The organism is Streptomyces sp. NPDC102490 (genome assembly GCF_044765285.1).
Taxonomy (GTDB): Bacteria; Actinomycetota; Actinomycetes; order Streptomycetales; family Streptomycetaceae; genus Streptomyces.
On record NZ_JBIWJU010000005.1, the window covers coordinates 533201 to 559335 of the forward strand.

Below are 26135 nucleotides of genomic sequence, written 5' to 3' on the forward strand. Positions count from 1 at the left end.
CGGAAGGGGCGCTGGGAGATTCCGAGGAGTCGGCGCATGCGGGGGATTCCTGACGTGAGGTGGCTCGGGGAGTCCCGGTGAGGACGGACGGCGCCATCATGACCCGGGGCCCCGGGAGCGGCGCAACGGGATTTCCGTAAGCTGGGGTCCCCGGCCGGAGCAGGATCACGCGAGGAGCGGTCCGTGCGAGACATCGCCGTGTTCAGCGGTAGTGCCCACCCCGATCTGGCCGAGGAGGTCTGCGCCCAGCTGGGCGTGCCGCTCAGCCCCACCCGGGTCAGCCGGTTCGCCAACGACTGCCTCGAGGTGCAGCTCATGGCCAACTGCCGCGAGCGGGACGTGTTCCTCGTCCAGCCGCTGGTGAAGCCGGTCCAGGAGCACCTCGTCGAGCTGCTCCTGATGTGCGACGCGGCCCGCGGGGCGTCGGCCGGCCGCATCACCGTGGTCATGCCGCACTATTCCTACGCCCGCTCCGACAAGAAGGACGCCCCGCGCATCTCGCTGGGCGGGCGCCTCGTCGCCGACCTGCTGGTGGCGGCCGGGGCGAGCCGGGTCCTCGCCATGACCCTGCACTCGCCCCAGGTGCACGGCTTCTTCTCGGTCCCGGTCGACCACCTGCACGCGCTGCGGGAGCTCGCCGCGCACTTCCGGCAGTACGACCTCTCCCGGGCGACCGTCGTCTCGCCTGACCTGGGCAACGCCAAGGAGGCCGCCGCGTTCGCCCGGATGCTCGGCGCCCAGGTGGCGGCCGGCGCGAAGCAGCGGTACGCCGACGACCGGGTCAGCATCAGCGCGGTGATCGGGGACGTCGCGGGGCGCGACGTGATCGTGCTGGACGACGAGATCGCCAAGGGCAGCACGGTGCTGGAACTGCTCGACCGGCTCCGGGAGTCGGGCCCGCGCACCATCCGCCTCGCCTGCACGCACGGGCTGTTCGCGGCCGGGGCGCTCGGCCGGCTCAGCGAACAGCCGGACGTGCTGGAGATCGTGTGCACCAACACGGTGCCGGTGCCGGCCGACGACCACACGGACAAGCTGCGGATCCTGTCCATCGCCCCGGCGCTCGCCGAGGCGGTGCGCCGCATCCACAACGGCGAGTCGGTCAGTGCCCTGTTCGACCCCCGGCCGGCCGGCTGACGCCGAGGGCCTCCTCCAGGGTCGGCCACGGCGGCAGCAGCCGCGCCAGGCCGGTGATCCGCAGCATGCGCAGGGTCAGCGGGTGGGCGCACACCAGGAGCACCTGCCCGCCCCGGTCGAGCACCTGGCTCCGGGCGCGGTACAGCAGCCGCAGCCCGGAGCAGTCGAAGAACTCGATGCCGCCGAGGTCCAGCACGACGCGGGCACCGGGGCGCACCGTCTCCCGGTCCAGGTGCGGGGCGATCTCCGCCGCCGAGGCGATGTCGATCTCGCCCCGGAACTCCAGCACCGTGTGCCCCCGGTGGTGGCGCACGCGTAGGTGCGAGGTGGGCGACGCGGATTCCTGCCGCACGTACCGTGCCTCCAGCCTGTCGCGGCCTTTCCGGCCTGCTTCCGGGGGCTCAACTACCCAGTCCGCTCGGAAAGTTACCCCGATCGAGCGAGTTTGAGCATGTTCGATTGACATATGTCATCGAAATCTCACACCAGGGCCGGCGGTCCGCCGATCGGGAGGGGCGGACGATCAGTCGACCACGAGGACGAGCTTGCCCGTGGTGCGGCCGGTCTCGCCCAGCGCGTGCGCCCGCGCCGCCTCGGCCAGCGGGAACGTCTGCGCGATCGTGGCCCGCAGCTTCCCGGACTCGACCAGGCGGGCGATCTCCTCCATGCCGGCCCGGTCGGCGTCGACCAGCATCCGCACCGCCCGCACGCCCAGCCGGTCGGCCTCCTGGAAGAACTCGTCCGAGCCGACCGGCAGGATCGACACCACGATCCCGCCCGGGCGCAGCACGCGCAGGGACCGCAGGGACGTGTCGCCGCCGATCGTGTCCAGGACGACGTCGACGTCCTTCACGGCCTCGGCGAAGTCCGTCTCCCGGTAGTCCACCGTCTCGTCCGCCCCGAGCGAGCGCAGGAACTCGTGCTTGCCCGCGCTGGCGGTGCCGATCACATGGGCACCGCGGACCTTGGCGATCTGCACCGCCACATGGCCCACACCGCCGGCCGCCGCGTGGATCAGCACCCGCTGCCCCGGCTGTACGTCCGCGCGCTCCACCAGCGCCTGCCACGCCGTCAGCGAGACCAGGGGCAGGGCGCCCGCCTGGACGTGGTCGATCCCCGCCGGCTTGTGCGTGAAGGTGCGCGCGGGGGCGGTGACGTACTCCGCGTGCGAACCGTGGCCGAAGGGGTAGGACAGCATGCCGAAGACCTCGTCACCGGGCCGGAAGGCGGCGACGCCGACCCCCACCGACTCCACCACGCCCGACACGTCCCAGCCCAGGACGAAGGGCGGCTCGCCGAGGAAGCCGCCGCCCGCGCGGTGCTTCCAGTCGGTCGGGTTCACCCCGGCGGCACGCACCCGTACCAGCACCTCGTTCGGGCGCGGCTCGGGGCGCTCGGGCCGTACCTCCTTCAGGACCTCGGGACCGCCGAGGACATCCTGGCTGACGGCGCGCATCGTGTTCATCGAGACCTCGCAACTCGGGGAGGGGACGGACGGCACGGTCTGCAACCTCCGAAGTGATCGTGCCATTCCCGGAGCCGCCCGGCACCGCGGCGGACTCCGGCGGGACGGCCGGCGGCCGCCCGCCGACTGATTCGGCCGGGCCGGGATATCCGCAAGGTACAGGGCGCGGGGCACGACGCCCCGCGCCCGGAATCCTTCGGAGGAGACATGGCACTGGTCAACGCGGGCGTCGTGGTGCTCGACTGCGCCGAACCCGAGCGGCTCGCCGAGTTCTACAAGGGGCTGCTGGGCGCCGAGGAGAGCGACGTGAGCGCCAACCGCATCGAGATCGAGGGTCCCGGCGGTTTCCGCATGGCCTTCCGGCGGGACGTGAACGCCACCCCGCCGAGCTGGCCGCGCCCGGAGAACTCCCTCCAGGTCCACCTGGACTTCGTGGTGTCGGACCTGGACGAGGCCGAGCGGGCGATCGTGGGACTGGGCGGACGCCCGGTGGAGGCGAAGGACCCGGCCGGCCCGCACGAGGAGCGCGGCTTCTCCGACCCGGCCGGACACTCCTTCACCCTCCGCCTCACCTTCGCCCCGACCGCGCCCAAACAGGGCTAGCGCCCGTCCGGATGGGGGCCTGTCCGCCGGGGCCTGCCCGGCGGGCAGGCCCCGGGGGTGTCCGCGTCGGTCGCGGGTCAGTCACGGCCGCCCTTGTCGGGGACCGGCCAGGTGCCGGTCGAGCGCTGGATGGCCTTGGCGCCGGTGCGGTCCACGGCGCTGCGCACCGCGGCGAAGATGGCGCCCTGGATCGCCGCGGCCAGCAGGATCTCGCCCCAGCCGCGGTCCTGGTCCAGGGCGTCGGGCGCGTCGTCCTCGTCCCGGATGACCTTCCAGGTCTTCTGGAACGCCATCCCGGCCAGCGTGCCGCCCAGCCAGCCGAGCGCGAACCCGACGGGCTTGTAGGCGAGGGGGAGCTTCTTCTTCTTCAACTTCGCCATGGGAATCTCCTTGTCTGGTGTGCGCTGCTTGGGTCGTACGCGTACCGGTGCGGGTCAGGGCCCGCCCCGCACCGGTACCTCCTCGTCGGCCCGGACCGGCCCCGGCGGGGTGCCCTCGCCGAACGGACGCCCGCCCAGCTCCTGCCGGTGGTGGGGGGTGAGCCAGCCGGTCAGGTCCGGGCCCAGGGGCACGATGCCGGTCGGGTTGATGCCGGTGTGCACCTGGTAGTAGTGGCGCTTGATGTGGTCGAAGTCGACGGTGTCCCCGAATCCGGGCGTCTGGAAGAGATCGCGGACGTATCCCCACAGCACCGGATTCTCCGTCAGCTTCCAGCGGTTGCACTTGAAGTGGCCGTGGTAGACGGCGTCGAAGCGGACCAGGGTGGTGAACAGCCGGATGTCCGCCTCCGTGATCGTGTCACCGACCAGGTAGCGCTGCCGCTCCAGCCGGGGCGTCAGCTGCTCCAGGCGCCGGAACACCCCCGCGCATGCGGCCTCGTACTCCTCCTGGCCGGTGGCGAAGCCCGCCCGGTACACGCCGTTGTTGACGTCCTCGTAGACCCCGGCCATCACCTCGTCGATCTCGTCGCGCAGGGCCTGCGGATACAGGTCCGGCGCGCCCGGCCGGTGCAGGGAGGTCCACTCGGTCGCGAGGTCGAGGGTGATCTGCTGGTAGTCGTTGGTGACGAGGGCCCCGCTGGGCACGTCCACGATCGCGGGCACGCTCACCCCGCCCGGATAGCCGGTCTCCCGCCGGTCGTAGGCCTCGCTGAGATAGCGGATGCCGAGGACCGGGTCGCGGCCGTCCGGGTCCAGCGTGAAGCGCCAGCTGCGGTCGTCCTGGATCGGGTCGGCGACCGCCAGGGACAGGGCCTCCTCCAGGCCGAGCAGCCGCCGCGAGACCAGGGCGCGGCTCGCCCACGGACAAGCGCGGCTCACCACCAGCCGGTAGCGGCCGGCCTCCACCGGCCAGCCGTCCCGGCCGTCCGCCGTGATCCGGTCCGCGAAGTGGCTCCGGGACCGTTTGAACGCCTTCTTCCCGTAGCCGCTGTTGCCGGGCGTCCCGTCGTCACCGCTCATGACCCTGCCCTTCCGCTGTCCGTGTGTCCGTCCCTGTGTAGGCGTTCCCCGTTTTCGCCGGTCGGCACTGGTGGCCACCCGCAAGGCGGGTGTGAGCCGGGCCGGCCGGGGCAGTCGGGGCTTCGTGAGTGGGACAGCAGAAGAAGAGAAGCCGGGCGGCAAGGCCGACCGCAGTACACGCGTCACCGTGCTCGTGGCCCTGGCGGCCAACCTGGTCATCGCCGTCGCCAAGGCGGTCGGCGGGTTCGTCGCGGGGTCGCCCGCGCTGCTGTCGGAGGCGGCACACTCGGTCGCGGACAGCCTGAACGAGGTCTTCCTCCTCGCCGCCCTGCGCCGCAGCCGCCGCCCCGCCGACCGCAAACACCCCTTCGGCTACGGGAAAGAACGGTTCTTCTGGTCGCTCCTCGCAGCCGTCGGCATCTTCGTCATGGGCGGCTGCTTCTCCTTCTTCCAGGGCGTCGAGGCCCTGAGCAGCGGCGGCGAGGAGGAACTCAGCGGCTATGTGGCCGGACTGATCGTGCTCGGTGTCGCCCTGCTCGCGGAGGGCGGCTCCCTGCTGCGGGCCCTGCACCAGGTGCGGGGCCAGGGCGGGCTCTCCGACGGACTGCGGGACCCGGCGCTGCGCACGGTCGTCGCCGAGGACGGCACCGCGGTGCTCGGCGTCTGCCTCGCCATGGCCGGCATGGTGCTGCACATGGTCACCGGGCAGGTGGTGTGGGAGGCCTGCGCCTCGCTCGCCATCGGCGCACTGCTCGTCTACGTGGCCTACCGGCTGGGCCGCGAGGCCCGCGACCAGCTGATCGGCGAGGCCGCCGACCCGGAGGCCAGCGGCCGGATCAGGGCGCTGCTGCGGGCCCAGCCGGAGATCGACAGCGTCGAGGCGCTGTTCACCATGAAGACCGGCCTCGACTCGACCCTGGTGGCGGCCCGCGTCGACCTGGTGCCGGGCCTGGACAGCGAACGGGTGGAGGAGGTCTCCGTGCGCATCAAGAGGTCGATCGCGCGCACCGTCCCCGAGGCGGGGGAGGTCTTCCTCGACGTCACCGACCGGCTCGCGCGGGAGGCGGCGGAAAGCCCCGCCGCGACGGGGGAGCGCGGCGGGGCCTGAACGACATTTTCCCGGCACCCGCCGGTCCATGCACGCCGATCCGGGAAATTCCGAAGCGCCCGTTCAGCCCGCGTCGGTCGGCTCCAGGACGAAGACGGGGATCTCCCGGTCGGTCTTCTTCTGGTAGTCGGCGTACGGCGGGTACGCCGCGACCGCGCGCTCCCACCACTCGGCCTTCTCCGCGCCGGTGACCTCACGGGCCGTCATGTCCCGCTTCACCGGGCCGTCCTGGAGTTCCACCCGGGGATCGGCGGTCACGTTGAAGTACCAGACGGGGTGCTTGGGCGCCCCGCCGAGGGACGCGACCACCGCGTACCGGCCCTCGTGCTCGACGCGCATCAGCGGCGTCTTGCGCAGCTTGCCGCTTCGCGCGCCCCGGGTGGTCAGCACGACCACGGGCAGACCGGTGTCCGCCAGGGTCGTGCCCTCGGTGCCGCCCGAGCTCTCGTACAGCTCGACCTGTTCGCGCACCCACTGCGTCGGGCTGGGTTCGTACTCGCCGTCAAGAGGCATGTGCATCCGTCCGTGTCGTCGTGTCGTCAGGCCGGCCGGACCGATGGGCACCCTCGACCGGCCATGACCATCCTTACCGCATCCTGCCCCTCGTACCCCACGCTCGCGCGGACAAGCGGACGGAGCGGGTCCGGCCGCCGGCCGCCACCCCCTGCCGCTCGGCCAGTTCCGGGGCACGGCCGGGACCGCCGGTGGCCGCGATCGAGCCACCCGCCGCCCGGACCCGGCCCGCGCGCCGCGACCCGGCCGCCCCCGACCGATGGTCCCCGGCCAGTCCGCCGCCGCCACCGATATGGCCGAACTTGTCGTCGCCTCATAGGTGCCTGAGGCATCTAATGAAGATCACGACGCACTCTTCGTCTGCGAGGTCTTCCATGACGGACACCGGCACGACGACGGACACCGGCACGACGACGGACACCGGCACGACGACGAACACCGGCGGCACGGGGGACGCGGGCGCGGCGCACCCCGTCGCCTTCCCGCAGGACCGGACCTGCCCCTACCAGCCGCCCGCCGGCTACGACCCGTTGCGCGCCGCCCGGCCACTGACCCGGATCACGCTCTTCGACGGCCGCCCCGCCTGGCTGGTGACCGGACACACCGCCGCCCGCAGGCTGCTGGCCGACCAGCGCCTGTCGGCCGACCGCACCCGTGACGGCTTCCCCGCCACCTCGGCACGCCTGGCCGCCGTACGCGGGCGCAGGGCCGCACTGCTCGGGGTGGACGACCCCGAACACCGCGCCCAGCGCAGGATGGTGCTCCCGGAGTTCACCCTCAAACGCGCCGCCGCGCTGCGCCCGCGCATCCGGCGGATCGTCGACGAACGGCTCGACGCGATGATCGCGCAGGGCCCGCCCGCCGACCTGGTGACGGCCTTCGCGCTGCCCGTGCCGTCGATGGTGATCTGCGCACTGCTCGGGGTCCCCTACGCCGACCACGACTTCTTCGAGGAACAGTCCCGCCGGCTGCTGCGCGGCCCGCTGCCCGCCGACACCCGGGACGCCCGCGACCGACTGGAGGCGTACCTGGGGGAGTTGATCGACCGCAAGCGGCGGGCACCCGGCGACGGCCTGCTGGACGACCTGGTCCGGCGGCAACCGGCCGACGGCGCTCCCGACCGCGAGCAGCTGATCGCGTTCGCGGTGATCCTGCTGGTCGCCGGTCACGAGACCACCGCCAACATGATCTCGCTCGGTACCTACACCCTCCTGACCCACCCCGCCCGGCTGGCCGAACTGCGCGCGGACCCCGCGCTGCTGCCCGACGCCGTGGAGGAGCTGCTGCGCGTTCTGTCGATCGCCGACGGGCTGCTGCGGATCGCCACCGAGGACATCGACGTGGACGGGCAGACCGTCCGGGCCGGCGACGGGGTCGTCTTCTCGACCTCCGTCATCAACCGCGACGAGAGCGTCTACCCCGACCCGGACGCCCTCGACTGGCACCGCCCGGCCCGCCACCACGTCGCCTTCGGCTTCGGCATCCACCAGTGCCTCGGCCAGAACCTGGCCCGCGCCGAACTGGAGATCGCCCTGCACACCCTCTTCGACCGGCTGCCCACGCTGCGCCTGGCCGCCCCGGCCGACGAGATCCCCTTCAAACCCGGCGACACGGTCCAGGGGATGCTGGAACTCCCCGTGGCCTGGTAGGAGGCTCCCGCCATGCGTATCGGCATCGACGAGGACCGCTGCATCGGCGCGGGCCAGTGCGCCCTGACCGCCCCCGAGGTCTTCACCCAGGACGACGACGGCTACAGCACCCTGCGCCCCGGCCGGGAGGACGGCGGCGGCAGCGCGCTGGTCCGGGAGGCGGCCCGCGCCTGCCCCGTGGGCGCGATCACCGTCGAGGAGACGGAGGACACCGGGCCCCTTCCGGACGCCCGCTGACCTCCGCGGGCGCGCGGCCGGCCCAGTAGGGTTCCCGGGTGAGTGAACAGGCTGCAAGCGGAGGCGACGAGGCCGCGAGGCCCTTCCTCTACGTGGTCGTCTGCGCCGCGGGCGTGGCCGAAGGCGTCGGCGGGCTGATCGACGCGGCGCGGGGGCGCGGCTGGGAGGTCGGGGTCATCGCGACACCGGTCGCCATGGGCGGCTTCTTCGACGCGGCCGCCGTCGCGGCGCGGACCGGCCGCCCGGTCCGCTCGGCCTGGCGCACACCGGGCGATCCGCGGCCCTTCCCGGCGCCCGACGCCGTCGTGGTCGCGCCCGCCACCTTCAACACGCTCAACAAGTGGGCCGCGGGCCTGGCCGACACCCTCGCCGTGGCCACCCTGTGCGAGGCGTGCGGCCTCGGCGTCCCGGTCGCCGTCCTGCCGTGCGTGGCCGACGCGTTGGCCGCCCACCCCGCGTACCGGGAGAGCCTGGCCCGGCTGCGCGGGATGGGCGTGCGCTTCGGCGACCCGTACGCCGGGAACACCGAGGGCGCGGCGCAGGACGGCCCCCGCCCGGAGTTCGGCTGGGAACGGGCCCTGGACCTGCTCGAACGGCGCTGACCCGGCCGGAGTTCGAGCCCGCGCGAAGACGTACGCTCGCCCTGGTACCGATGATCTGCGAAGACAGGAGCAGCAACGATGCAGTACGTGAAGCTCGGTTCGACCGGCCTGGACGTGTCGCGGATCTGCCTGGGCTGCATGACCTACGGCGTCCCCGACCGCGGCACGCATGAGTGGACCCTCGACGAGGAGACCTCGCGCCCGCTGATCCGGCAGGCGCTGGAGGCCGGGATCACCTTCTTCGACACGGCCAACGTGTACTCCGACGGCACCAGCGAGGAGATCGTCGGCAAGGCGCTGGCCGACTTCGCCCGCCGGGACGACATCGTGCTCGCGACCAAGGTGAACGGCCGGATGCGCCCCGGGCCGAACGGCGCCGGGCTCTCCCGCAAGGCGATCATGACCGAGATCGACCACAGCCTGCGGCGGCTGGGCACCGACTACGTCGACCTCTACCAGATCCACCGCTTCGACCCGCACACCCCGGTCGAGGAGACGATGGAGGCCCTGCACGACCTGGTGAAGGCGGGCAAGGTCCGCTACATCGGGGCCAGTTCGATGTACGCCTGGCAGTTCTCCAAGATGCAGTACACCGCCGAGCGGCACGGCTGGACGAAGTTCGTGTCCATGCAGAACCACTACAACCTCGTCTACCGCGAGGAGGAGCGCGAGATGCTGCCCCTCTGCGCGGACCAGGGCGTCGGGGTGCTGCCCTGGAGCCCGCTCGCCCGTGGCCGCCTCACCCGCGACTGGGACACCGCCACCGAGCGCAGCGCCACCGACAACTTCGGCAGCACCCTCTACCAGGAGGGCGACCGCGCCGTGGTCGAGGCCGTCACCCGCATCGCCGGTGAGCGAGGTGTCCCGCGCGCCCGGGTCGCCCTGGCGTGGCTGCTGCACCAGGACACGGTGACCGCGCCCATCGTCGGCGCCTCCAGGCCGGGCCACCTCGAGGACGCCGTGGCGGCGGGCGACCTCACGCTGAGCGAGAAGGAGACCGAGGAACTGGAGCGGCCCTACGCGCCGCACCCGATCGCCGGTCACTGATCAGGGGCCGGTCCCCGCGTCCAGGGCGGTGACGGACACCGACGACGCGTTGCCGCCGACCGGGACCTCACCGGCCGTCCACTTCACCGTGAGGGACTCCCGCTCGTCCGGCGGGGTGACGAGCAGCGCGGCCGGGGTAGCCGTGCGGGCGCCGCTGATCTGCGGACTGGAGAACGACAGCCCGGCCCACGCGCTCTTGCCCGGCGTCAGCGTGACCGTCTCGGGGGAGCCCGGCGCGCGCTCGGGGTCCGGACCCAGCTGCTTGCCGGACGCGTCCACGAAGGCGGCGCCCGGATAGCCGTACACCGTGCAGGTGCGGTCGGAGGTGTTGGTCAGCACGACCGGGAAGTTGCGCTGCCCGGCCCCCGGGTCCACGCGGCCGACGGCGGCCCGCAGCTGTGCGGTGTGGCAGCGGCCGTCGGTGCGGGCCGAGGCGGAGGCCGAACCCGCGGTGTCGGTGGGCGTGCCGACCGCCGGCGCGGTGTCGCCGGGTGTCGCGGTGCCGCTGCCCGGGGCCGTGCCGGCCGTGCGGGCGGCCTGGCTCGGCCGGGGGGTGCCGCTCGATGTGGCGCTCTCGTCGCCGCAGGCGGTCAGCAGACCGAGCAGCGCGACCCCGCTCGCGAGCAGGGCCGTCCGGCGCAGTGGCTGGGGCGTGTTCGCCATCGCTTCTCCACACTCCCGTCAGGCTCTCGCGTACGGTCCCGGCGCGGCCGGCACCGTACGCCCCGTACTGCCGAGTGTCCCGCCGCGCGGTCCGGGAAACGAGGGGACGCACTCCGCATCGGGCGAGGGCTCACACCTCGGGCTCACCCCTCGTCGTCGAGCAGCCCCAGCTCCGCCCAGATCGTCTTGCCCTCGGCCGTGTGCCGGCTGCCCCAGCGCTGGGTGAGCTGGGCCACCAGCAGCAGACCGCGCCCGCCCTCGTCCCAGGTCCTGGCCCGGCGCAGATGCGGCGCGGTGTGGCTGGTGTCGGAGACCTCGCAGATCAGGGTGGCCGTGTCGTGGATCAGCCGGAGCCGGATGGGCGGGGAGCCGTACCGGATGGCGTTGGTGACCAGCTCGCTCACCACCAGCTCGGCGGTGAAGGTCGCCTCCAGCAGGTCCCAGTCGGAGAGCCGGTCGAGGACTTGCTTGCGCACCGGGGCGACCAGCGCGGGGTCGGCCGGGATGTCCCAGGTGGCGACCTGTCCGGAGGGCAGTCCCCGGGTCCGGGCCAGCAGCAGCGCCACGTCGTCGGCGGCGCTGCCCGACGGGAGGAGGCGGTGCAGCACCCGGTCGCAGGCGGTGTCCAGGGAGTCGGCGGGGTCGGCCAGCGCCTCACGCAGCAGTGCCTGGCCGGCGTCGGCGTCCCGGTCCCGGCTCTCGACGAGACCGTCGGTGTACAGCGCCAGCAGGCTGCCCTCGCGCAGCTCCAGCTCGGCCGACTCGAACGGCAGCCCGCCCACGCCCAGCGGTGGCCCGGAGGGCAGTTTCACCTGCTCGGGCGGACCGTCCGGCGGGACCAGCACGGGCGCCGGGTGCCCGGCCCGGGCCATGGAGCAGTGCCGGGACACCGGGTCGTAGACCACGTACAGACACGTCGCGCCCACCTCGCCCGCCCGGTCGTCGCCGGACTCCTCGGACAGCCGCACCACCAGGTCGTCGAGGTGGGTGAGCAGTTCCTCGGGCGTCAGGTCGATGTCGGCGAGGGTGCGCACGGCGGTACGCAGCCGGCCCATGGTGGCCGAGGCCGGGATGCCGTGGCCGACGACGTCCCCGACGACCATGGCGACCCGCATCCCGGACAGCGGGATGACGTCGAACCAGTCGCCGCCGACGCCCGAGCGGGCCGCGGGAAGATAGCGGGAGGCCGCCTGCACCGCGGCGGTGGGCGGCAGCCACCGGGGGAGCAGGCTGCGCTGGAGGGTCAGCGTGGCCTCGCGTTCGCGCGAGTAGCGGCGGGCGTTGTCGATGCAGACCGCGGCGCGGGCGCTGACCTCCTCGGCCAGCAGCACGTCGTCGTGGGTGAAGGGGTCGGGCCGCTTGAACCGGGTGAAGACCGCGACGCCGAGGGTGGTGCCGCGGGCCTGGAGCGGCACCGACATCGTGGAGTGGATGCCGTACTCCGCCACCCGCCGCAGGCGGACGGGGTCCCACTGGAGCCAGCGTTCGAGGTCGCCGTAGGCCGCCGAGGCCACGATCGCCTGTCCCGAGAGCAGACACTCGGCCTGGGGCGAGCCGGCCGGATAGACGTCCAGCTGCCCGGTCTCGGCCACCGACTGCGGGCAGTTGGCGGTGACCGACCGGTGGGCGGTGCGGCGCAGGCCGACCGGCGGCTCGACCACGGTGGCGGGCTCACCGCCGTGCTCGCGCGGGTCCAGCAGGTCGACGCTGACGAAGTCGGCGAGCGGGGGGACGCACACGTCCGCCAGCTCCTGAGCCGTACGGGCGACATCGAGGGTGGTGCCGATGCGCACGCTGGCCTCGTTCACCAGTTGCAGGCGCTCGCGGGCCCGGTGCTGCTCGGTGAAGTCGTGGGCGCTGACACACACGCCGAGCACCTGCCCGTCGGCGTCGGTGAGCGGTGCGATCCGGGCGTTCCACGCGTGGGCGCGGCTCTCGCCCACGGCCTTGAGGCGGGTCTGCATCTCGTGCCGGCGGCCGGAGGCCAGCACGCGCCGCATCTGCTGCTCCAGTTCCGCGTTCTGCGGCCGGTCGCCGAAGTCGGTGGCCCGCAGTCCGCGCACGCGGCCCGCCGGGAGCCCCAGCAGCCGCGCCATGGCGTCGTTGACCCCGCGCAGCAGGAGCCGGTCGTCGAAGATCATCGTGGCGCAGGGCGACTGGGTGAGGGCCGCTCTGACCAGCGGGTCGTCCTCCGGTTCGGGTCCGGACCGCAGCGGGGTGACGGCGAGCCAGGTGGGCGGGGCTCCGTCCGCCGCGGAGCTGCGGTGGGCGAGCACCCAGACCGACACGGTGTGCCCGTCGCGGTGGCGCAGGGCCAGGGTGCCGCTCCACCGTTCGTCGTCGCGTCCGGGAGGCGTGCCGTCGCGGTCGTCCGCGAGCAGGTCGGCGGCGGGGCGCCCCACGACCTCGGCGGCAGGGTGACCGAGCAGCAGGCGGGCCCCCTCGTTCCACTCCCGCACGGTGCCGGAGCCGTCGACGACGGCGCGTGCCGTGGCGGCATCGTCGAACGGGTTGACCGGACTCATCGTCGCCACTCCATTGCGCACACTCACAGTGATCAGCGCGTCACCTGGTTCCAGCCTAGTGGGTTCGGGCGCCGTGCGGACCCGAACCCACCCGGCGCACCGGGCCCGGCCGTCGCGCGGGTCACCGCGGGCTCCGTTCCGCACCGGACAGAAAGTGCTTTCCGTGGCCTTGACGTGGGCGCAGGGCGCGACGACAGAATCTGTTTGTTCGCGATTGCTTGTGAGTACTTCTGAGTTCTGCTGAGCCTCGATGAGTTCTGATGAGGGAGATCCGCCATGACGGTCACGCGCAGATCGGTTCTGATCGCCTCCGCCGCCACGCCTGCGGCCGGGATGGCGCTCGCCGCCCCGTCGGCGCGGGCCGCGGACGCGACCGGCGGCGGGGCGGGCCGCAGCACCATCGCCCTGCGCGACGGCTGGCGCTTCCGGCTGGTCGACCTCGACGGCGCGGCCGAGGACACCGCGGACGCCGCCGACCCCGCCTACGACGACTCGGCGTGGCGCGAGGTGGCCGTCCCGCACGACTGGAGCATCGAGCAGACGCCCACCACCGCGCACGGCACCACCAGCGGCACCGGCTTCCTGCCGGGCGGCCTCGGCTGGTACCGCCTCGCCTTCACCCTGCCGCCCGCGTTCGCCGGGAAGCGGATCTCGGTCGAGTTCGACGGCGTCTACATGGACGCGCGCGTCCACTGCAACGGCCGGGAGGTCGGCCGCCACCCCTACGGGTACACCGGCTTCGCCCTCGACCTCACCGACCTGGTGCACACCGACGGCCGCACCGAGAACGTCCTCGCGGTGCGGGTGCGCAACCAACTGCCGAGCAGCCGCTGGTACTCCGGCAGCGGCATCTACCGCGAGGCCCGCCTGGTCGTCACCGAGCCGGTGCACGTACGGCGCTGGGGCACGTACGTCACCACGCCGCGGGTGAGCGGGGGGAGCGCCGTCGTCCGGGTGGAGACGCAGGTGGTGAACGCCTCGGGCACCGGGCGCGAGGTCGAGGTCCGGTCGACGGTGAAGGACGCGGACGGCCGCACCGTGGCCCGCACCGCCTCCACGGTGGCCGTCGCCGACACGGCGTCCGAGACCCACGAACTCACCGTCGCGCGCCCGCGGCTCTGGGACTTCGCGAGCCCGCACCGCTACACCCTGCACACCGAACTGCGCGTCGCCGGCCGGACCGTGGACACGTACCGCACCCCGTTCGGCATCCGCACCTTCCACGTCGACCCCGACGAGGGCTTCCACCTCAACGGCAGGTACGCCAAGATCAAGGGCGTCGACCTGCACCACGACCTCGGCGCGCTCGGCGCCGCCGTCAGCATCGACGCGATCCGCCGCCAGCTGACCCTCATGAAGTCGATGGGCGTCAACGCCTTCCGCACCTCGCACAACCCGCCCTCGCCCGAGATGACCCGGGTCTGCGAGGAGATGGGCATCATCATGCTGGTGGAGGCCTTCGACTGCTGGCGCACCGGCAAGAACCGCTACGACTACGGCCGGTTCTTCGACGAGTGGTGCGAGAAGGACGCCACCGAGATGGTGCTCGCCGCCCGCAACTCGCCCGCCGTCGTCATGTGGTCCATCGGCAACGAGATCCCCGACTCCACGTCCACCGCCGGCCTCGCCATGGCCGACCGCATCATCGACGCGATCCGGACCGCCGACACCACCCGCCCGCTGGTCATCGGCTCCGACAAGTACCGCAGGCTGCCCGCCAAGGGCTCGGCGGCCGACCTGATGCTGGCCAAGCTGGACGGGCTCGGCCTCAACTACAACACCGCCAAGTCGGTGGACGACCTGCACGCGGCCTACCCGCACCTGTTCCTCTTCGAGTCCGAGTCGTCCTCCGAGACCTCCACCCGCGGCACCTACCAGGAGCCCGAGCACCTGAACACCGGCGAGAACCACACCCCGGGCGGGCGGGCCACCTCCTCCTACGACAACAACCTCGCCTCCTGGACGATGAGCGGCGAGTACGGCCACAAGAAGGACCGGGACCGCAAGTGGTTCGCCGGGCAGTTCCTGTGGTCCGGCATCGACTACATCGGGGAGCCCACGCCGTACGACGTCTTCCCGGTGAAGGCGTCCTTCTTCGGCGCGGTCGACACGGCCGGGTTCCCGAAGGACATGTACCACCTGTTCCGCAGCCAGTGGACGGACGAGCCGATGGTCCACCTGCTGCCGACGACGTGGAACCACCGCGAGGGCGACACCGTCGAGGTCTGGGCGTACACCAACGCCGACACCGTCGAGCTGTACCTGAACGGGAAGTCCCTCGGCACCCGCCGCTTCGACCGGAAGAAGACCGTCGACGGCCGGGCCTACCTGGAGACCACGGAGGCCACCGGCGACGACAAGACCTTCATCGACGGCCCCTACCCCGGCAGCTACACCAGCCCCAACGGCAGCGCGGGCAAGCTGCACCTGACCTGGCGGGTGCCCTTCGAGGCGGGCGAGCTGAAGGCCGTCGCCCGGCGCGACGGCAGGACGGTGGCCACCGACGTCCTGCGCACCGCGGGGACGCCGCACGCCCTGCGCCTCACGCCGGACCGCGAGACCGTCGACGCCGACGGCCGTTCCCTGGTGTTCGTGACCGCCGAGGTGGTCGACCGGCGGGGGACCGTGGTGCCCGGCGCCGAGCACCTGATCTCCTTCGACGTCGCGGGCGGCTCGCTGGCCGGACTCGACAACGGCCGCCAGGAGAGTGCCGAGCGCTACCAGGCGAGCACCCGCACCGCCTTCCACGGCAAGGCGCTGGCGATCGTCCGGTCCGGCACCCGTGCGGGCACGGTACGGGTGACCGCCCGCGCGGACGGGCTGCGCACCGGCGCGGCGACGGTTCGCGCCCGGCGGGCCCCGGACCGGGCGACCACACCGGCCCCGGAGTTCCGCCCCGAGCACCCGGCGCCCGTGGACCACCCGCACGCGGACGCGAGCTACTCCGGCCGGCCCGACACCCTTCCCGCCGCCGTGCTCGACGGTGACCCGGCCACCGGCTGGTCCAACGGCTTCCACAAGGCGGCCACCGCCCTGCTCCCCGCCTTCGACGGCGCCCGCGCCGAGGACTGGATCTCGGTCGACCACGGCCGCACGCGCACCTACGACCGCATCGAGGTCTCCTTCACCGTGGACGACGGGCACAGCCTGCCCGCACGCGTCGAGGTCGCCGTCTGGGACGGCCGGGCCTGGCGGGCGGCGAAGGAGGTGCGGACCGAGTGGGCCGCCGTCTCCGACGCGCCCACGGTCATCGCCTTCCGACCGCTGCGGGGCTCCCGGGTCCGCCTCACGCTGACCAGCCGTCACCCCGGCGAGGCACGGGGAGCCGTCCGCGTCAGCCGCCTGGAGGCACCCGCCGCCTGAGCCGCGCCGCCGCGCTGTGGACGGGACCGGTCGGAAAACCGGTCCCGTCCGGACCGTTGACGGCGTGTCATGTCTGCCACAAGCATGGCCTGCGACCGCATTTGGGAGCGCTCCCATCACTGGCGAGCGCCACCTCCCCCGAGGAGCCCGGACGTGAAAAGACGCAGAACCGCGCTCGTCTGCCTGACGGCCCTGCTGGCGGCGGCCATCACCGCGCTGCCCGCCGCCCCGGCCGGCGCCGAGGAGACCGAGCAGGTCAGGAACGGCAGCTTCGACAACGGCACCGCATCCTGGTGGACGAGCAGCAACGTCACCGCCGCCGTGACCGACGGCCGGCTGTGCGCCGACGCCCCCGGCGGCACCGCCAACCGCTGGGACGCCGCCGTCGGCCAGAACGACATCACCCTGGCCGCCGGGGAGTCCTACAAGTTCTCCTTCACCGCCACCGGTACGCCCGCCGACCACGTGGTCCGGGCGATCGTCGGCCTGTCGGTGTCCCCGTACGACACCTACTACGAGATCAGCCCGCAGCTGAGCGTCTCGGGCAACACCTACTCGTACACCTTCACCTCGCCCGTCGACACCACCCAGGGCCAGGTCGGCTTCCAGCTCGGCGGCACGCCCGACGCCTGGCGGTTCTGCGTGGACGACGTGTCCCTGCTGGGCGGCGTGGCGCCCGAGCCGTACGTGCCGGACACCGGGCCGCGGGTGCGGGTCAACCAGGTCGCCTACCTGCCCTCGGGGCCGAAGAACGCCACGCTGGTCACCGACGCGACCACCCGCCTGCCCTGGCAGCTGAAGAGCGACGCCGGGCGGGTCGTCGCCCACGGCTGGAGCACCCCGCGCGGCGTCGACGCCTCCTCCGGGCAGAACGTCCACTCGATCGACTTCGGCCGCTACACCAAGCGCGGCGAGGGCTACACCCTGGTCGCCGACGGCGAGACCAGCCGCCCCTTCGACATCGGCACGGCCGCCTACGAGCGGCTGCGGCTGGACTCCGCGAAGTACTACTACACGCAGCGCAGCGGCACCGCGATCAGCGACGAACTCCGCCCCGGCTACGGGCGCCCCGCCGGACACGTGGGCACGGCACCCAACCAGGGCGACACCGAGGTGCCCTGCCAGCCCGGCGTGTGCGACTACACCCTGGACGTCTCCGGCGGCTGGTACGACGCCGGTGACCACGGCAAGTACGTCGTCAACGGCGGCATCTCCACCTGGGAGCTGCTCAGCACCTACGAGCGCTCGCTGCACGCCCGCACCGGGGAGCCCGCCCGCCTCGGCGACGGCTCGCTCGACATCCCCGAGAGCGGCAACAAGGTGCCGGACATCCTCGACGAGGCCCGCTGGGAGCTGGAGTTCCTGCTGAAGATGCAGGTGCCGGACGGACAGCCGCTGGCCGGGATGGCGCACCACAAGATCCACGACGAGCAGTGGACCGGGCTGCCGCTGCTGCCCAGCGACGACCCGCAGAAGCGCGAACTCCACCCGCCGACCACCGCGGCGACCCTCAACCTGGCGGCGACGGCCGCGCAGGCCGCCCGCCTGTACCGCCCCTACGACCGGGAGTTCGCCGCGCAGGCACTCGACGCCGCCCGTACCGCCTGGGCCGCGGCACTCGCCCACCCGGACCTGCTCGCCGATGCGAACGACGGCATCGGCGGCGGCGCCTACCCCGACACCAAGGTCGCCGACGACTTCTACTGGGCCGCGGCCGAGCTGTACCTGACCACGGGGGAGCGGGACTTCAAGGAGTACGTGCTGACGTCCCCGGTGCACACCGCCGACGTCTTCGGGCCGGTCAGCTTCGACTGGGCGAGCACCGCCGCCCCCGCCCGCCTCGACCTGGCGACCGTCCCCAGCCGGCTCCCCGGCCGGGACCAGGTCCGCCGCTCCGTCGTCCGCGGCGCCGACGGCTACCTGGCCACGCTGAAGGCACACCCGTACGGCATGCCCTACGCCCCCCAGGGCAACGTGTACGACTGGGGCTCCAGCCACCAGATCCTGAACAACGCCGTCGTCCTCGCCACCGCCTACGACATCACCGGCGGCGCCAAGTACCGTGACGGCGCCGTGCAGAGCATGGACTACATCCTCGGCCGCAACGCGCTGAACATGTCGTACGTCACCGGCTACGGCGAGGCCAACGCCCACCACCAGCACAGCCGCTGGTACGCCCAGCAGCTCGACCCGGCCCTGCCCGCGCCGCCCGACGGCACCCTGTCCGGCGGACCGAACTCGAGCATCCAGGACCCCTACGCGCAGAGCAAACTCCAGGGCTGCGTCGGGCAGTTCTGCTTCATCGACGACATCCAGTCCTGGTCGACCAACGAGCACACCATCAACTGGAACGCCGCACTGGCCCGGATGGCCTCCTTCGTGGCGGACCAGGGCTGACCCGACCGGCCGACCCCGCCCCCGTCGAGGGCCGCACCGCTTCCGCGGAGAAAACGGAAAGCCGGTGCGGCCCTCTCGGCATGCCGGAGTTTCTGACCTTCTTTCAAAGGCGGCCGATGTTGCCCGGTCGCCTTGTTGACCATGAGTGGTTTGTGCGAGAGTGAAGCACCCGTGCGGGGGGTAAAGGCCGGGTCTCGCACGCGCTTTGACGGGCCGGGTCCGAATTTCGCCATGGCGAATTCACGCCTCCCGTGCTCCGCCCAAGAGGTACACACCAATCCGTGGATCCTTTTCGGCGTTCGGAACTTCCGAGTCAGCTGCGCGTGGGAAGGAAACACCTCAGTGCCCACCCCCCACCCCCCTCGACCCGCCCACCCGCCCTCGGGCGGGGACCCCGGGGAGTCCGACGAGTTGCTGGCCGCGCGGCTCCGGGACGGCCCGGAGAGCGAGAGAGCCCGCATCACCGCCCTGCTGATGGCCCGCCACTGGCAGCCCGCGCACGACTACGCGACCCTCTGCCTCGCCACCTCGGCCCAGGTCACCGCCATGGTCACCGCCGGGGCCTGGCACCGGGTGCTGGCCCGGCTCGCGGAGGGCGAACCGGCCACCGCGCTGCGCCCGCGCCTGCTGGTGGCCGTGCGCGACACGGTCCGCCAGTGGGCCGCCGACGACGCGATATCCGGTGCCCTGCCGCAGTTGCTCAAACCCGCCGGCGGACGGGGTGTGCGGGCGGCGAAGTCCTTGACCCCGGAAAACCGCACGCTGGCCGCCCGGGCATTCGCCTCTCTTCCCGGACCAGCCCGTTGTTTGCTCTGGCACACGGAGGTCGAAGGCGAGTCCATAAGCGTCCCGGCCGGTCTGCTGGGCATGGACACCGACACCGCGTCGGCCACTCTCGAACAAGCGCGTGAGAAATTCCGCGAGGGTTGTCTGCACGCCCACCGGCAGCTCGCGCCCAGCCAGGAGTGCCGCTTCCACAGCCGGCTGCTCGACGTCCCGATTCGCCGGGGCGGCGCCCTGCTGCCGGACGTCCGCCGACATCTCGCGGACTGCCGGCACTGCCGGCACGCAGCCGACCAACTCGGCCATTTCGAGCGCGAGCTGGGCACGCTGATCGCCGAGGCCGTGCTCGGCTGGGGCGCCCGGCGCTATCTCGACTCCCGTCCGGCACGGGCGACGCTGGGCGTCCTGGCCAAGGGCGCCGCCCGGCACCGCGGCGGGCGTCCCGGGCTGCTGGCCCGGATTCCCGTGCCCGCGCGCAGGGCGCCCGGCAGGCCGCGTACCGGACGGCTGCTCAGGCAGTTCGGTGCCGCCTCCGCCGGGGTGCTGGCCATCGTGCTCGTGGTGAGCGTGTGGTCGTACGACGGCGGCGGTGCCGATCCGGCCGCCTCCACCAGCGCCGTGGACGGCGACGGCGAGACGTCCGCCACGAGCCGCCCGAAACCGCCCGACGCGGCCGGGATGCCCACGGCGGCGGACCGCGCCCGGCTGCGCAACGTCGCCGCGGACCTCTGCCTCGACGTCCGGGGCGAGCCGAAGGCCGGGGCCGGTGCCCGGCTGGCGGAGTGCTCCGAGGCGTGGACCCAGCAGTGGACCCACGAGGACGACGGGCTGCTGCGCAGCGTCGCCGACCCGGGCCTGTGTCTGGACTCGCGGGCGGACGCCGGCGTCGTCATCCTCGGTACCTGCGCCGACGAGGGCACCGAGCGGGGCGACGACGTGCGCTACGACCTCACCGAACGGGGCGAGTGGGTGCCGCGCGGGCAGAAGCTGCTCGTGCTCGCCGCCACCACCGGTGCCCCGGACGCCGACGTCGTCGTCAAGGTGCACGACGGCTCCGAGGCCCAGCGCTGGCGCACCGACCCGGTGCCGGCGGCGGAGGGCCCCCTGTCGATCGCCCGCACCGACGCACCGGGCGCGCGGGCCGTGGAACTGCCCGGCGGCTGAGCGGGCCCGCTCCTTTCGGGGGGGGGTGCCGCCGTCCCCTCACGCCGGGTCCTCGACCAGGTCGGCGGGGCCCGGCGTGGCCGGCGAGGCGTGTCCGGACAGGGCCAGGGTGAGGTCCAGTTCGGCGAGCAGGCAGCGGATCACGTGCTCCACGCCGGCCTGGCCGTCCAGGCCCAGGCCGTAGACGTAGGGGCGGCCCAGGAGCACCGCACGCGCGCCGAGCGCGAGCGCCTTGAAGACGTCGTCGCCGGTGCGGACGCCGCTGTCGAACAGCACGGTGAGCCGGTCGCCGACCGCCTCCACCACGCGCGGCAGGGCATCGGCCGCCGCGACGGAACCGGCCACCTGACGGCCGCCGTGGTTGGAGACCACCACGCCGTCCATCCCGGCGTCCGCGGCGAGCCGGGCGTCGTCCGGGTGCAGGACGCCCTTGAGGACGATCGGACCGTCCCAGTTCTCCCGCAGGAACGCCAGGTCCGGCCAGGACTTGGCGGGATCGGAGAACATGCCGACGAAATGCGCCACCGCCGCGTTCGGGTCCTCGTGCACCGGCTTCGCCAGCCCGGCCAGGAAGGCCGGGTCCGAGAAGTAGTTGGCGGTGCCCACCCCGTGCAGGAACGGCAGGTACGCCTGGTCGAGGTCGCGCGGGCGCCAGGACAGCAGCGGCGTGTCCAGCGTGACGAACAGCGCCGTGTACCCGGCCGCCCCGGCGCGCTCCAGGAAGCTGCGCGCCACCTCGCGGTCCTTGGGCCAGTAGAGCTGGAACCAGCGCTCGGCGTCGCCCATCGCCTCGGCGACCTGCTCCAGGGGCGTGCTGGAGGCGGAGGAGAGAATGTACGGCACGCCCTGGGCGGCGGCGGCCCGGGCCGCGGCGGGCTCCGCGTCCGGATGCATGATCGACAGGACGCCGACCGGCGCGAGCGCCAGCGGAGCGGGCAGGTCCCGGCCCAGCACCTCGACGCGCAGGTCGCGCTCGTGCACGTCGCGCAGCATGCGCGGGACGATCCGGCGCCTGGCCAGCGCCGCCCGGTTGGCGCGGGCGGTGCTGCCGTCGCCCGCGCCGCCCGCGACGTACCCGAAGGGGCCGGGGCCCAGGCGCCGCTCGGTCAGCTCCTCCAGCCGGGTCAGATCGGTGGGCAGCCGGGGCACCGCGCCCGACATGCCGTTCAGATAGATCTCGTACTGGAAGTCCGCCCAGTGCTTCGGCATCCCACGTCCGCCTCTCGTCGTCGAGCTCGCGCTGCCGGCACCATACCCGCGGGTATGCCGAGGGTGGCCGCCAGGGTGGACGGGGTCTGTTTCAGGGGTGTTTCAGGCCTATTGACGAACGGGTGGATCACGCCATCCGGCCAGTTCCGGTCTCAACATTCGATCAAGAAACGCCCAGTTGCGGACTTGGAACGTTCAAAATCCGTGACTTCACGCCACTGATTCAATACGCAAGGTTACCGAAACCCATGGGGTCGAGATGTCTTCCGGTGCCGGACTCGGCAGACTCGCGCTCGCCGTTCCGGCACCGACCGAGCCGGGCCGGCACCACCCTCGAAACGAGCGGAAGGATGCACACAATGCGGAACACCGCGCGCTGGGCAGCGACTCTGGGCCTGACGGCCACCGCCGTCTGCGGGCCCCTTGCCGGGGCCTCCCTCGCCTCCCCGGCCACCGCCCCCGCGTCGCTCTACGCCCCCTCGGCCCTGGTGCTGACCCTGGGGCACGGAGAGAGCGCTGCCACCGCCGCACCCCTGCGCGCGGTCACCCTGACCTGCGCCCCGACGGCCTCCGGCACCCACCCCGCGGCCGGCGCTGCCTGCGCCGAACTGCGCGCCGCGCACGGCGACCCGGGCGCCCTGGCCGCCGAGGACACGGTGATGTGCACCCGGGAGTACGCCCCCGTGGTCGTCACCGTGGACGGGGTCTGGCAGGGCCGACGCCTCTCCTACGAACGCACCTTCGCCAACGAGTGCGTGAAGAACGCGGGCAGCGCGAGCGTCTTCACGTTCTGAGGGACCGGGACCGCCGGGAGCGTGCGGCGTGAGTGGCGGCTCGCCACTGGGGAGTGCGAGCCGCCGCCGTACGGAGCCCGGGGTCCCGCACCGGGGGCGGCGGACGGAGTGGGGCCGTCCGCCGCCCTCCCGGACTTGGTACTGCGGGTAGGGGGCCGGGGGTCAGTCGTTCGCGGCCGCCGACCCGTCACCGGGCCCGGACGACCGGGCGCGGTGACTGGTGTCGCACCACGGATAGCGCCGACTGCGCCGGCACGTGCACAGCGCCACCCGGAAGCGGTCGGAGGACACCGTCGTCCCGTCCTCCAGCTCCACCTCCACCGGCCCTTCCACCAGCAGCGGCCCCCGGCGCTGGACCTTGATCCGGCGCGGGGCGTCCGGCGGGCGCGGGGTGTCAGACGGGGAGTTCGGCACGGACGACCACCAGCTCCTCCTCGTAGTCGGCCACGGACAGCAGCCCGCGCTGCCGCAGCCAGCGCTCCCGGCCGCGCAGCACGGGACCGAACGCGATCCGCCGCCGTCGGACGACCGCGGCCTTCAGGCCCGCCTCGCGCAGCAGCGCCTCGGTCCTCGCGGGGTCGCTGAGCGCCGACTGCACGAGCAGCAGCACACCGCCCGGGCGCAGCAGCCGGGGCACCTGAAGGCAGATCCGGTCCAGGACCATGCGGCCGTCGTGCCCGGCGTCCCAGGCCCGCGCGGCACCACGCGGCCGGCGGCCGGAGGCGGGCGCCGGCACATACGGCGGATTGGCCAGCACCAGGTCGAAGGTCTCACCGCGCACGGGCGTGAAGAGGTTGCCGTGCCGGACCCGGACCGGCAGCCCGGCCCGGGCCGCGTTGAGGCGCGCGGCGCACACCGCGCGCCACGACACGTCCACCGCGGTGACCCGGCCGCCCCGCCGTGCCGCCGCCAGGGCCAGGGCGCCCGAGCCGGTTCCCACGTCGAGCACGGCCGCGCCCGGCGGGAGCGACTCGTCGGACAGCGCCCCGGCCAGCAGGGCGGTGTCCTCCTGAGGGGCGTAGACGCCCGGAAGCACCATGAAATTCACGGATCCCACGTACCCCGGTCGTCACGAAATATGAGAAACTTCCCCACGGGCATGGCGAGCGGCGGGCAGCGGCGTGCGCAGCGACGACCGTCCCGTGCGCCAGTCGGCGAGCAGCCGGTTGCCGAGGCGGTCCTCGAGGTAGCCGGTGGCGTCGATGCCGAACACGACGTCCGCCGCGAGCCGCGGCTCCTGCTCCAGCAGGCCGTCGATCACCTCGTGCCGCACGATCTGCTCGTGCACCGCGTCGGCCTCGACGTGCTCGTCGTAGAAGTGCTCGGCGGCCGGACCGGCGCCGGTGCGGCGCATCGCCTCGGCGAGCCGCCGGGAACCGGGCGACGAGGTGATCTCCACCGCCGCGAAATGCCCCACCAGCGCGCCGCGCAGCGACCGGTGCAGGCCGAACAGGGACATCATGTTCACCGTGGCCAGGGACTCGGCCGAGGCCGCGTCGAGATGGGCCCCGTACGCCGTGTCCAGGTCCAGGTCCTCCATCAGGTCGGCGAACAGGCGGGCGTGCACCCGGTCGGCGCGGCCGCCGCCCCACTCGTCGAACTCCACCGCCGCCATCGCCGCCTTCGCGCGGCCCCACAGCCGCGGCAGCACCCAGGCGTGCGGATCGGCCTCCTTGAGGTGGTACAGGGAGCGCTGGGCCGCGTACTCGCGCAGCTGCCACAACGCGCCCTCGTCGCGCAGGAAATGGCTGACCCCCTCGCCGTGGACGGGCTCGACGAGCAGCGCCCCGACCGCGTCCGCGACGCTGTCGTGGACCGGGGTGTCGGCCCGCAGGGCGGCCAGGAAGCGTCGCTCCAGCCCGGCCCGGACGCCCAGCAGGGCGGGGTCCCACTCCAGGTCGGGGCGGACCCCCGCGAAGCCCCGGTAGTGCAGCTCGTAGCACTGGTACAGGGCGAGCTGGAGGTCGTCGCCGTACACGGGCGCGGCGGCGACGGCCTCGGGGGAGGGCAGTGGGCCCGTGCCGAGCAGATGTGCGCCGACGGCCTCGGAGACCGGTCCCCGGGCCGTCGGCAGCTGTGGTCCTTCGCGGTCGTACTCCATGCGCCGCGAGTACCCGGACACCGGCCCGGCACCCCCGGCCGCACGGATCGGCATCTCACTCGCCCTCGGCGTCCTTCTGGGCGCCGGTGTTCGGCGAGGTGGCGTCCCCCGCCTCGCCCCGGTGCCCGCCCTCGTCGGACTCCGCGTCGCGGGGCCTGGCCTCCTCGATCTCGCGCAGCACCTCCTCGATGGCGGTCTCGGGCTGCTGGTGGTCGCGCTCGCCGTCCTGGGACACGATGTGCTCCTTCTCGCTTCCGGTCGTACGGTTCTTGTCTGCGGTCGTTCAGTTCGACGTGGCCGCCAGGCGCAGGGGCACCGGCGCCGGGGGAGCGGCCTCGTCGCTGCGGCGGACGACCTCGGCCCACCAGGACGGGCCGTCCTCGATGTGGCGCAGCAGGATGCCCTCACGGATCGCCCAGGGACAGAGCGTCACGGACTCGAGGCCGATCAGCTTCATCGCGGTGTGCCCCACCACGGCTCCGGCCAGGCTCTGCGCCGCGCGCGGCGCGGAGATGCCCGGCAGCCGGGCCCGCTCGGCGGCGGACAGGGCGGCCAGCCGGCCCACCGCGTCCCCCAGGTCCGAGCAGCGCATCCGCCGCTCCATGAAGGGCCCGTGCCGGCCCGGCGGGGCCCCGCACAGCCGTCCGAGCTGCTGGAAGGTCCGCGAGGTGGCCACGGCGGTCCGCGGCCCCTCCCAGCGGATCCGCGCGGCGACGTCCCGCAGCTCGTGGCGGACCCTGCGGCGCAACGCCTTGACCTGGTCCGGCGACGCCGGGTCCTGGCCGCCCGCCAGGAACTCGTGGGTGAGCCGGGCCGCGCCCAGCGGCAGCGAGGCCACGAAGCCGGGCAGCCGGCCGCGTCCGAACGCGACCTCCAGCGAACCGCCGCCTATGTCCAGCAGCGCCAGCGGCCCGACCCGCCAGCCCATCCAGCGCCGGGCCCCGAGGAAGGTCAGCTCCGCCTCCACCTCGCCCGGCAGGGTGCACAGCGGCACGCCGGTGCGGGCGCGCACGGTGCGCAGCACCTCACGCCGGTTCGGCGCGGCGCGCACCACGGCGGTCGCGAAGGCCAGCGGACTCGACGCGCCCCAGCGGTCCGCGGTCCTGACGGCGTCGGCGACCGCCTCGACGAGCCGCTCCACGGCCTCCTCCGGCACCGGGTCGCCCGGCTTGACCTGCTCGGACAGCCGCAGCCGCCACTTCGCGGTGTGCACCGGCAGCGGGACGCCGCCCTCGGCGTCCGCCACCATGAGCCGGACCGTGTTCGATCCCACATCCACCACGCTGGTACGCATGAGGGCAACAAGTACCCATCT

At 73.4% G+C, this 26135-nt stretch carries 24 protein-coding genes; 11 read left to right on the forward strand and 13 right to left on the reverse strand.

The window, feature by feature from the left end; translation table 11 throughout:
* Window positions 1-183: 183 nt before the first annotated feature.
* Window positions 184-1137, forward strand: a complete 954-nt coding sequence (locus ACIRGB_RS14175) for a ribose-phosphate diphosphokinase (protein ID WP_403863335.1) — start codon at window positions 184-186, stop codon at window positions 1135-1137.
* Here the strand turns inward: ACIRGB_RS14175 and ACIRGB_RS14180 are convergent.
* Window positions 1103-1489 (reverse strand): anti-sigma factor antagonist, encoded by a 387-nt coding sequence (locus ACIRGB_RS14180; protein WP_403863338.1) that lies wholly within the window; start codon window positions 1487-1489, stop codon window positions 1103-1105. The genes ACIRGB_RS14175 and ACIRGB_RS14180 overlap by 35 nt on opposite strands.
* Before the next feature lie 171 nt (window positions 1490-1660).
* Window positions 1661-2602 (reverse strand): NADP-dependent oxidoreductase, encoded by a 942-nt coding sequence (locus tag ACIRGB_RS14185; protein ID WP_403863341.1) that lies wholly within the window; start codon window positions 2600-2602, stop codon window positions 1661-1663.
* Between the two features lie 207 nt (window positions 2603-2809).
* On the opposite strand from ACIRGB_RS14185, the gene ACIRGB_RS14190 reads away from it, so the two are divergent.
* On the forward strand, window positions 2810-3205 hold the full coding sequence (locus ACIRGB_RS14190) for a VOC family protein (RefSeq protein ID WP_403863344.1): 396 nt from the start codon (window positions 2810-2812) through the stop codon (window positions 3203-3205).
* Between the two features lie 77 nt (window positions 3206-3282).
* Here the strand turns inward: ACIRGB_RS14190 and ACIRGB_RS14195 are convergent, their stop codons facing one another.
* Both ACIRGB_RS14195 and ACIRGB_RS14200 read right to left on the reverse strand, forming a co-directional pair.
* Window positions 3283-3585 carry a DUF4235 domain-containing protein gene (locus ACIRGB_RS14195; RefSeq protein ID WP_403863348.1) on the reverse strand — a complete coding sequence of 101 codons (303 nt, stop codon included), beginning with the start codon at window positions 3583-3585 and terminating at the stop codon, window positions 3283-3285.
* A gap of 54 nt (window positions 3586-3639) precedes the next feature.
* Complete coding sequence (locus ACIRGB_RS14200; RefSeq protein ID WP_403863351.1) at window positions 3640-4665, reverse strand: glutathione S-transferase family protein; 1026 nt, start codon at window positions 4663-4665, stop codon at window positions 3640-3642.
* 187 nt (window positions 4666-4852) lie between these two features.
* Between ACIRGB_RS14200 and ACIRGB_RS14205 the strand changes: the two genes are divergently transcribed.
* Entirely contained in the window at window positions 4853-5773 is a 921-nt protein-coding gene (locus ACIRGB_RS14205; protein WP_403863493.1) for a cation diffusion facilitator family transporter, read from the forward strand.
* A gap of 63 nt (window positions 5774-5836) precedes the next feature.
* Here ACIRGB_RS14205 and ACIRGB_RS14210 read toward each other — a convergent pair whose 3' ends face one another.
* Complete coding sequence (locus tag ACIRGB_RS14210; protein WP_403863354.1) at window positions 5837-6286, reverse strand: nitroreductase family deazaflavin-dependent oxidoreductase; 450 nt, start codon at window positions 6284-6286, stop codon at window positions 5837-5839.
* 374 nt (window positions 6287-6660) lie between these two features.
* On the opposite strand from ACIRGB_RS14210, the gene ACIRGB_RS14215 reads away from it, so the two are divergent.
* The 4 genes from ACIRGB_RS14215 (at window position 6661) to ACIRGB_RS14230 (ending at window position 9821) form a co-directional block, all read left to right on the forward strand.
* On the forward strand, window positions 6661-7935 hold the full coding sequence (locus tag ACIRGB_RS14215; protein ID WP_403863357.1) for a cytochrome P450: 1275 nt from the start codon (window positions 6661-6663) through the stop codon (window positions 7933-7935).
* A gap of 12 nt (window positions 7936-7947) precedes the next feature.
* A complete protein-coding gene (locus ACIRGB_RS14220; protein WP_403863360.1) occupies window positions 7948-8172 on the forward strand; it encodes a ferredoxin in 225 nt (74 codons plus the stop codon).
* 38 nt (window positions 8173-8210) lie between these two features.
* The gene (locus tag ACIRGB_RS14225) at window positions 8211-8774 is read left to right on the forward strand and encodes a flavoprotein (protein ID WP_403863363.1); all 564 of its coding nucleotides are present in this window, start codon (window positions 8211-8213) and stop codon (window positions 8772-8774) included.
* Between the two features lie 78 nt (window positions 8775-8852).
* Window positions 8853-9821, forward strand: a complete 969-nt coding sequence (locus tag ACIRGB_RS14230) for an aldo/keto reductase (RefSeq protein ID WP_403863365.1) — start codon at window positions 8853-8855, stop codon at window positions 9819-9821.
* Here the strand turns inward: ACIRGB_RS14230 and ACIRGB_RS14235 are convergent, their stop codons facing one another.
* Entirely contained in the window at window positions 9822-10484 is a 663-nt protein-coding gene (locus ACIRGB_RS14235; RefSeq protein WP_403863368.1) for a DUF4232 domain-containing protein, read from the reverse strand.
* 143 nt (window positions 10485-10627) lie between these two features.
* Window positions 10628-13009, reverse strand: a complete 2382-nt coding sequence (locus ACIRGB_RS14240; RefSeq protein WP_403863371.1) for a SpoIIE family protein phosphatase — start codon at window positions 13007-13009, stop codon at window positions 10628-10630.
* Window positions 13010-13285: 276 nt separating this feature from the next.
* On the opposite strand from ACIRGB_RS14240, the gene ACIRGB_RS14245 reads away from it, so the two are divergent.
* The 3 genes from ACIRGB_RS14245 to ACIRGB_RS14255 all read left to right on the forward strand — a co-directional run bounded on the left by ACIRGB_RS14245 (window position 13286) and on the right by ACIRGB_RS14255 (window position 20716).
* On the forward strand, window positions 13286-16372 hold the full coding sequence (locus tag ACIRGB_RS14245) for a glycoside hydrolase family 2 TIM barrel-domain containing protein (RefSeq protein ID WP_403863373.1): 3087 nt from the start codon (window positions 13286-13288) through the stop codon (window positions 16370-16372).
* A gap of 153 nt (window positions 16373-16525) precedes the next feature.
* Complete coding sequence (locus ACIRGB_RS14250; RefSeq protein ID WP_403863376.1) at window positions 16526-18769, forward strand: cellulase; 2244 nt, start codon at window positions 16526-16528, stop codon at window positions 18767-18769.
* Window positions 18770-19111: 342 nt separating this feature from the next.
* Entirely contained in the window at window positions 19112-20716 is a 1605-nt protein-coding gene (locus ACIRGB_RS14255; RefSeq protein WP_403863379.1) for an RICIN domain-containing protein, read from the forward strand.
* A 39-nt stretch (window positions 20717-20755) separates the two neighbouring features.
* On the opposite strand, the gene ACIRGB_RS14260 is transcribed toward ACIRGB_RS14255, so the two are convergent.
* Window positions 20756-21925, reverse strand: coding sequence for a lactate 2-monooxygenase (locus ACIRGB_RS14260; protein WP_403863382.1), 1170 nt, complete (start codon window positions 21923-21925; stop codon window positions 20756-20758).
* Window positions 21926-22284: 359 nt separating this feature from the next.
* Between ACIRGB_RS14260 and ACIRGB_RS14265 the strand changes: the two genes are divergently transcribed.
* Window positions 22285-22719: a protease inhibitor gene (locus ACIRGB_RS14265; protein WP_403863385.1), complete on the forward strand. Its 435-nt coding sequence runs from the start codon at window positions 22285-22287 to the stop codon at window positions 22717-22719.
* Between the two features lie 162 nt (window positions 22720-22881).
* Here the strand turns inward: ACIRGB_RS14265 and ACIRGB_RS14270 are convergent, their stop codons facing one another.
* Genes ACIRGB_RS14270 through ACIRGB_RS14290 form a run of 5 tightly spaced genes read right to left on the reverse strand, consistent with a single transcriptional unit; the run spans window position 22882 to window position 26114 of the window.
* Window positions 22882-23133 (reverse strand): CDGSH iron-sulfur domain-containing protein, encoded by a 252-nt coding sequence (locus tag ACIRGB_RS14270; RefSeq protein WP_403863388.1) that lies wholly within the window; start codon window positions 23131-23133, stop codon window positions 22882-22884.
* Entirely contained in the window at window positions 23114-23758 is a 645-nt protein-coding gene (locus ACIRGB_RS14275; protein WP_403863391.1) for a HemK2/MTQ2 family protein methyltransferase, read from the reverse strand. The genes ACIRGB_RS14270 and ACIRGB_RS14275 overlap by 20 nt, the downstream gene beginning before the upstream one ends.
* 30 nt (window positions 23759-23788) lie before the next feature.
* On the reverse strand, window positions 23789-24820 hold the full coding sequence (locus ACIRGB_RS14280; protein WP_403863496.1) for an iron-containing redox enzyme family protein: 1032 nt from the start codon (window positions 24818-24820) through the stop codon (window positions 23789-23791).
* A 55-nt stretch (window positions 24821-24875) separates the two neighbouring features.
* Entirely contained in the window at window positions 24876-25055 is a 180-nt protein-coding gene (locus ACIRGB_RS14285; protein WP_403863394.1) for a hypothetical protein, read from the reverse strand.
* Window positions 25056-25103: 48 nt separating this feature from the next.
* Entirely contained in the window at window positions 25104-26114 is a 1011-nt protein-coding gene (locus tag ACIRGB_RS14290; RefSeq protein ID WP_403863397.1) for a Ppx/GppA family phosphatase, read from the reverse strand.
* Window positions 26115-26135 lie beyond the last annotated feature (21 nt).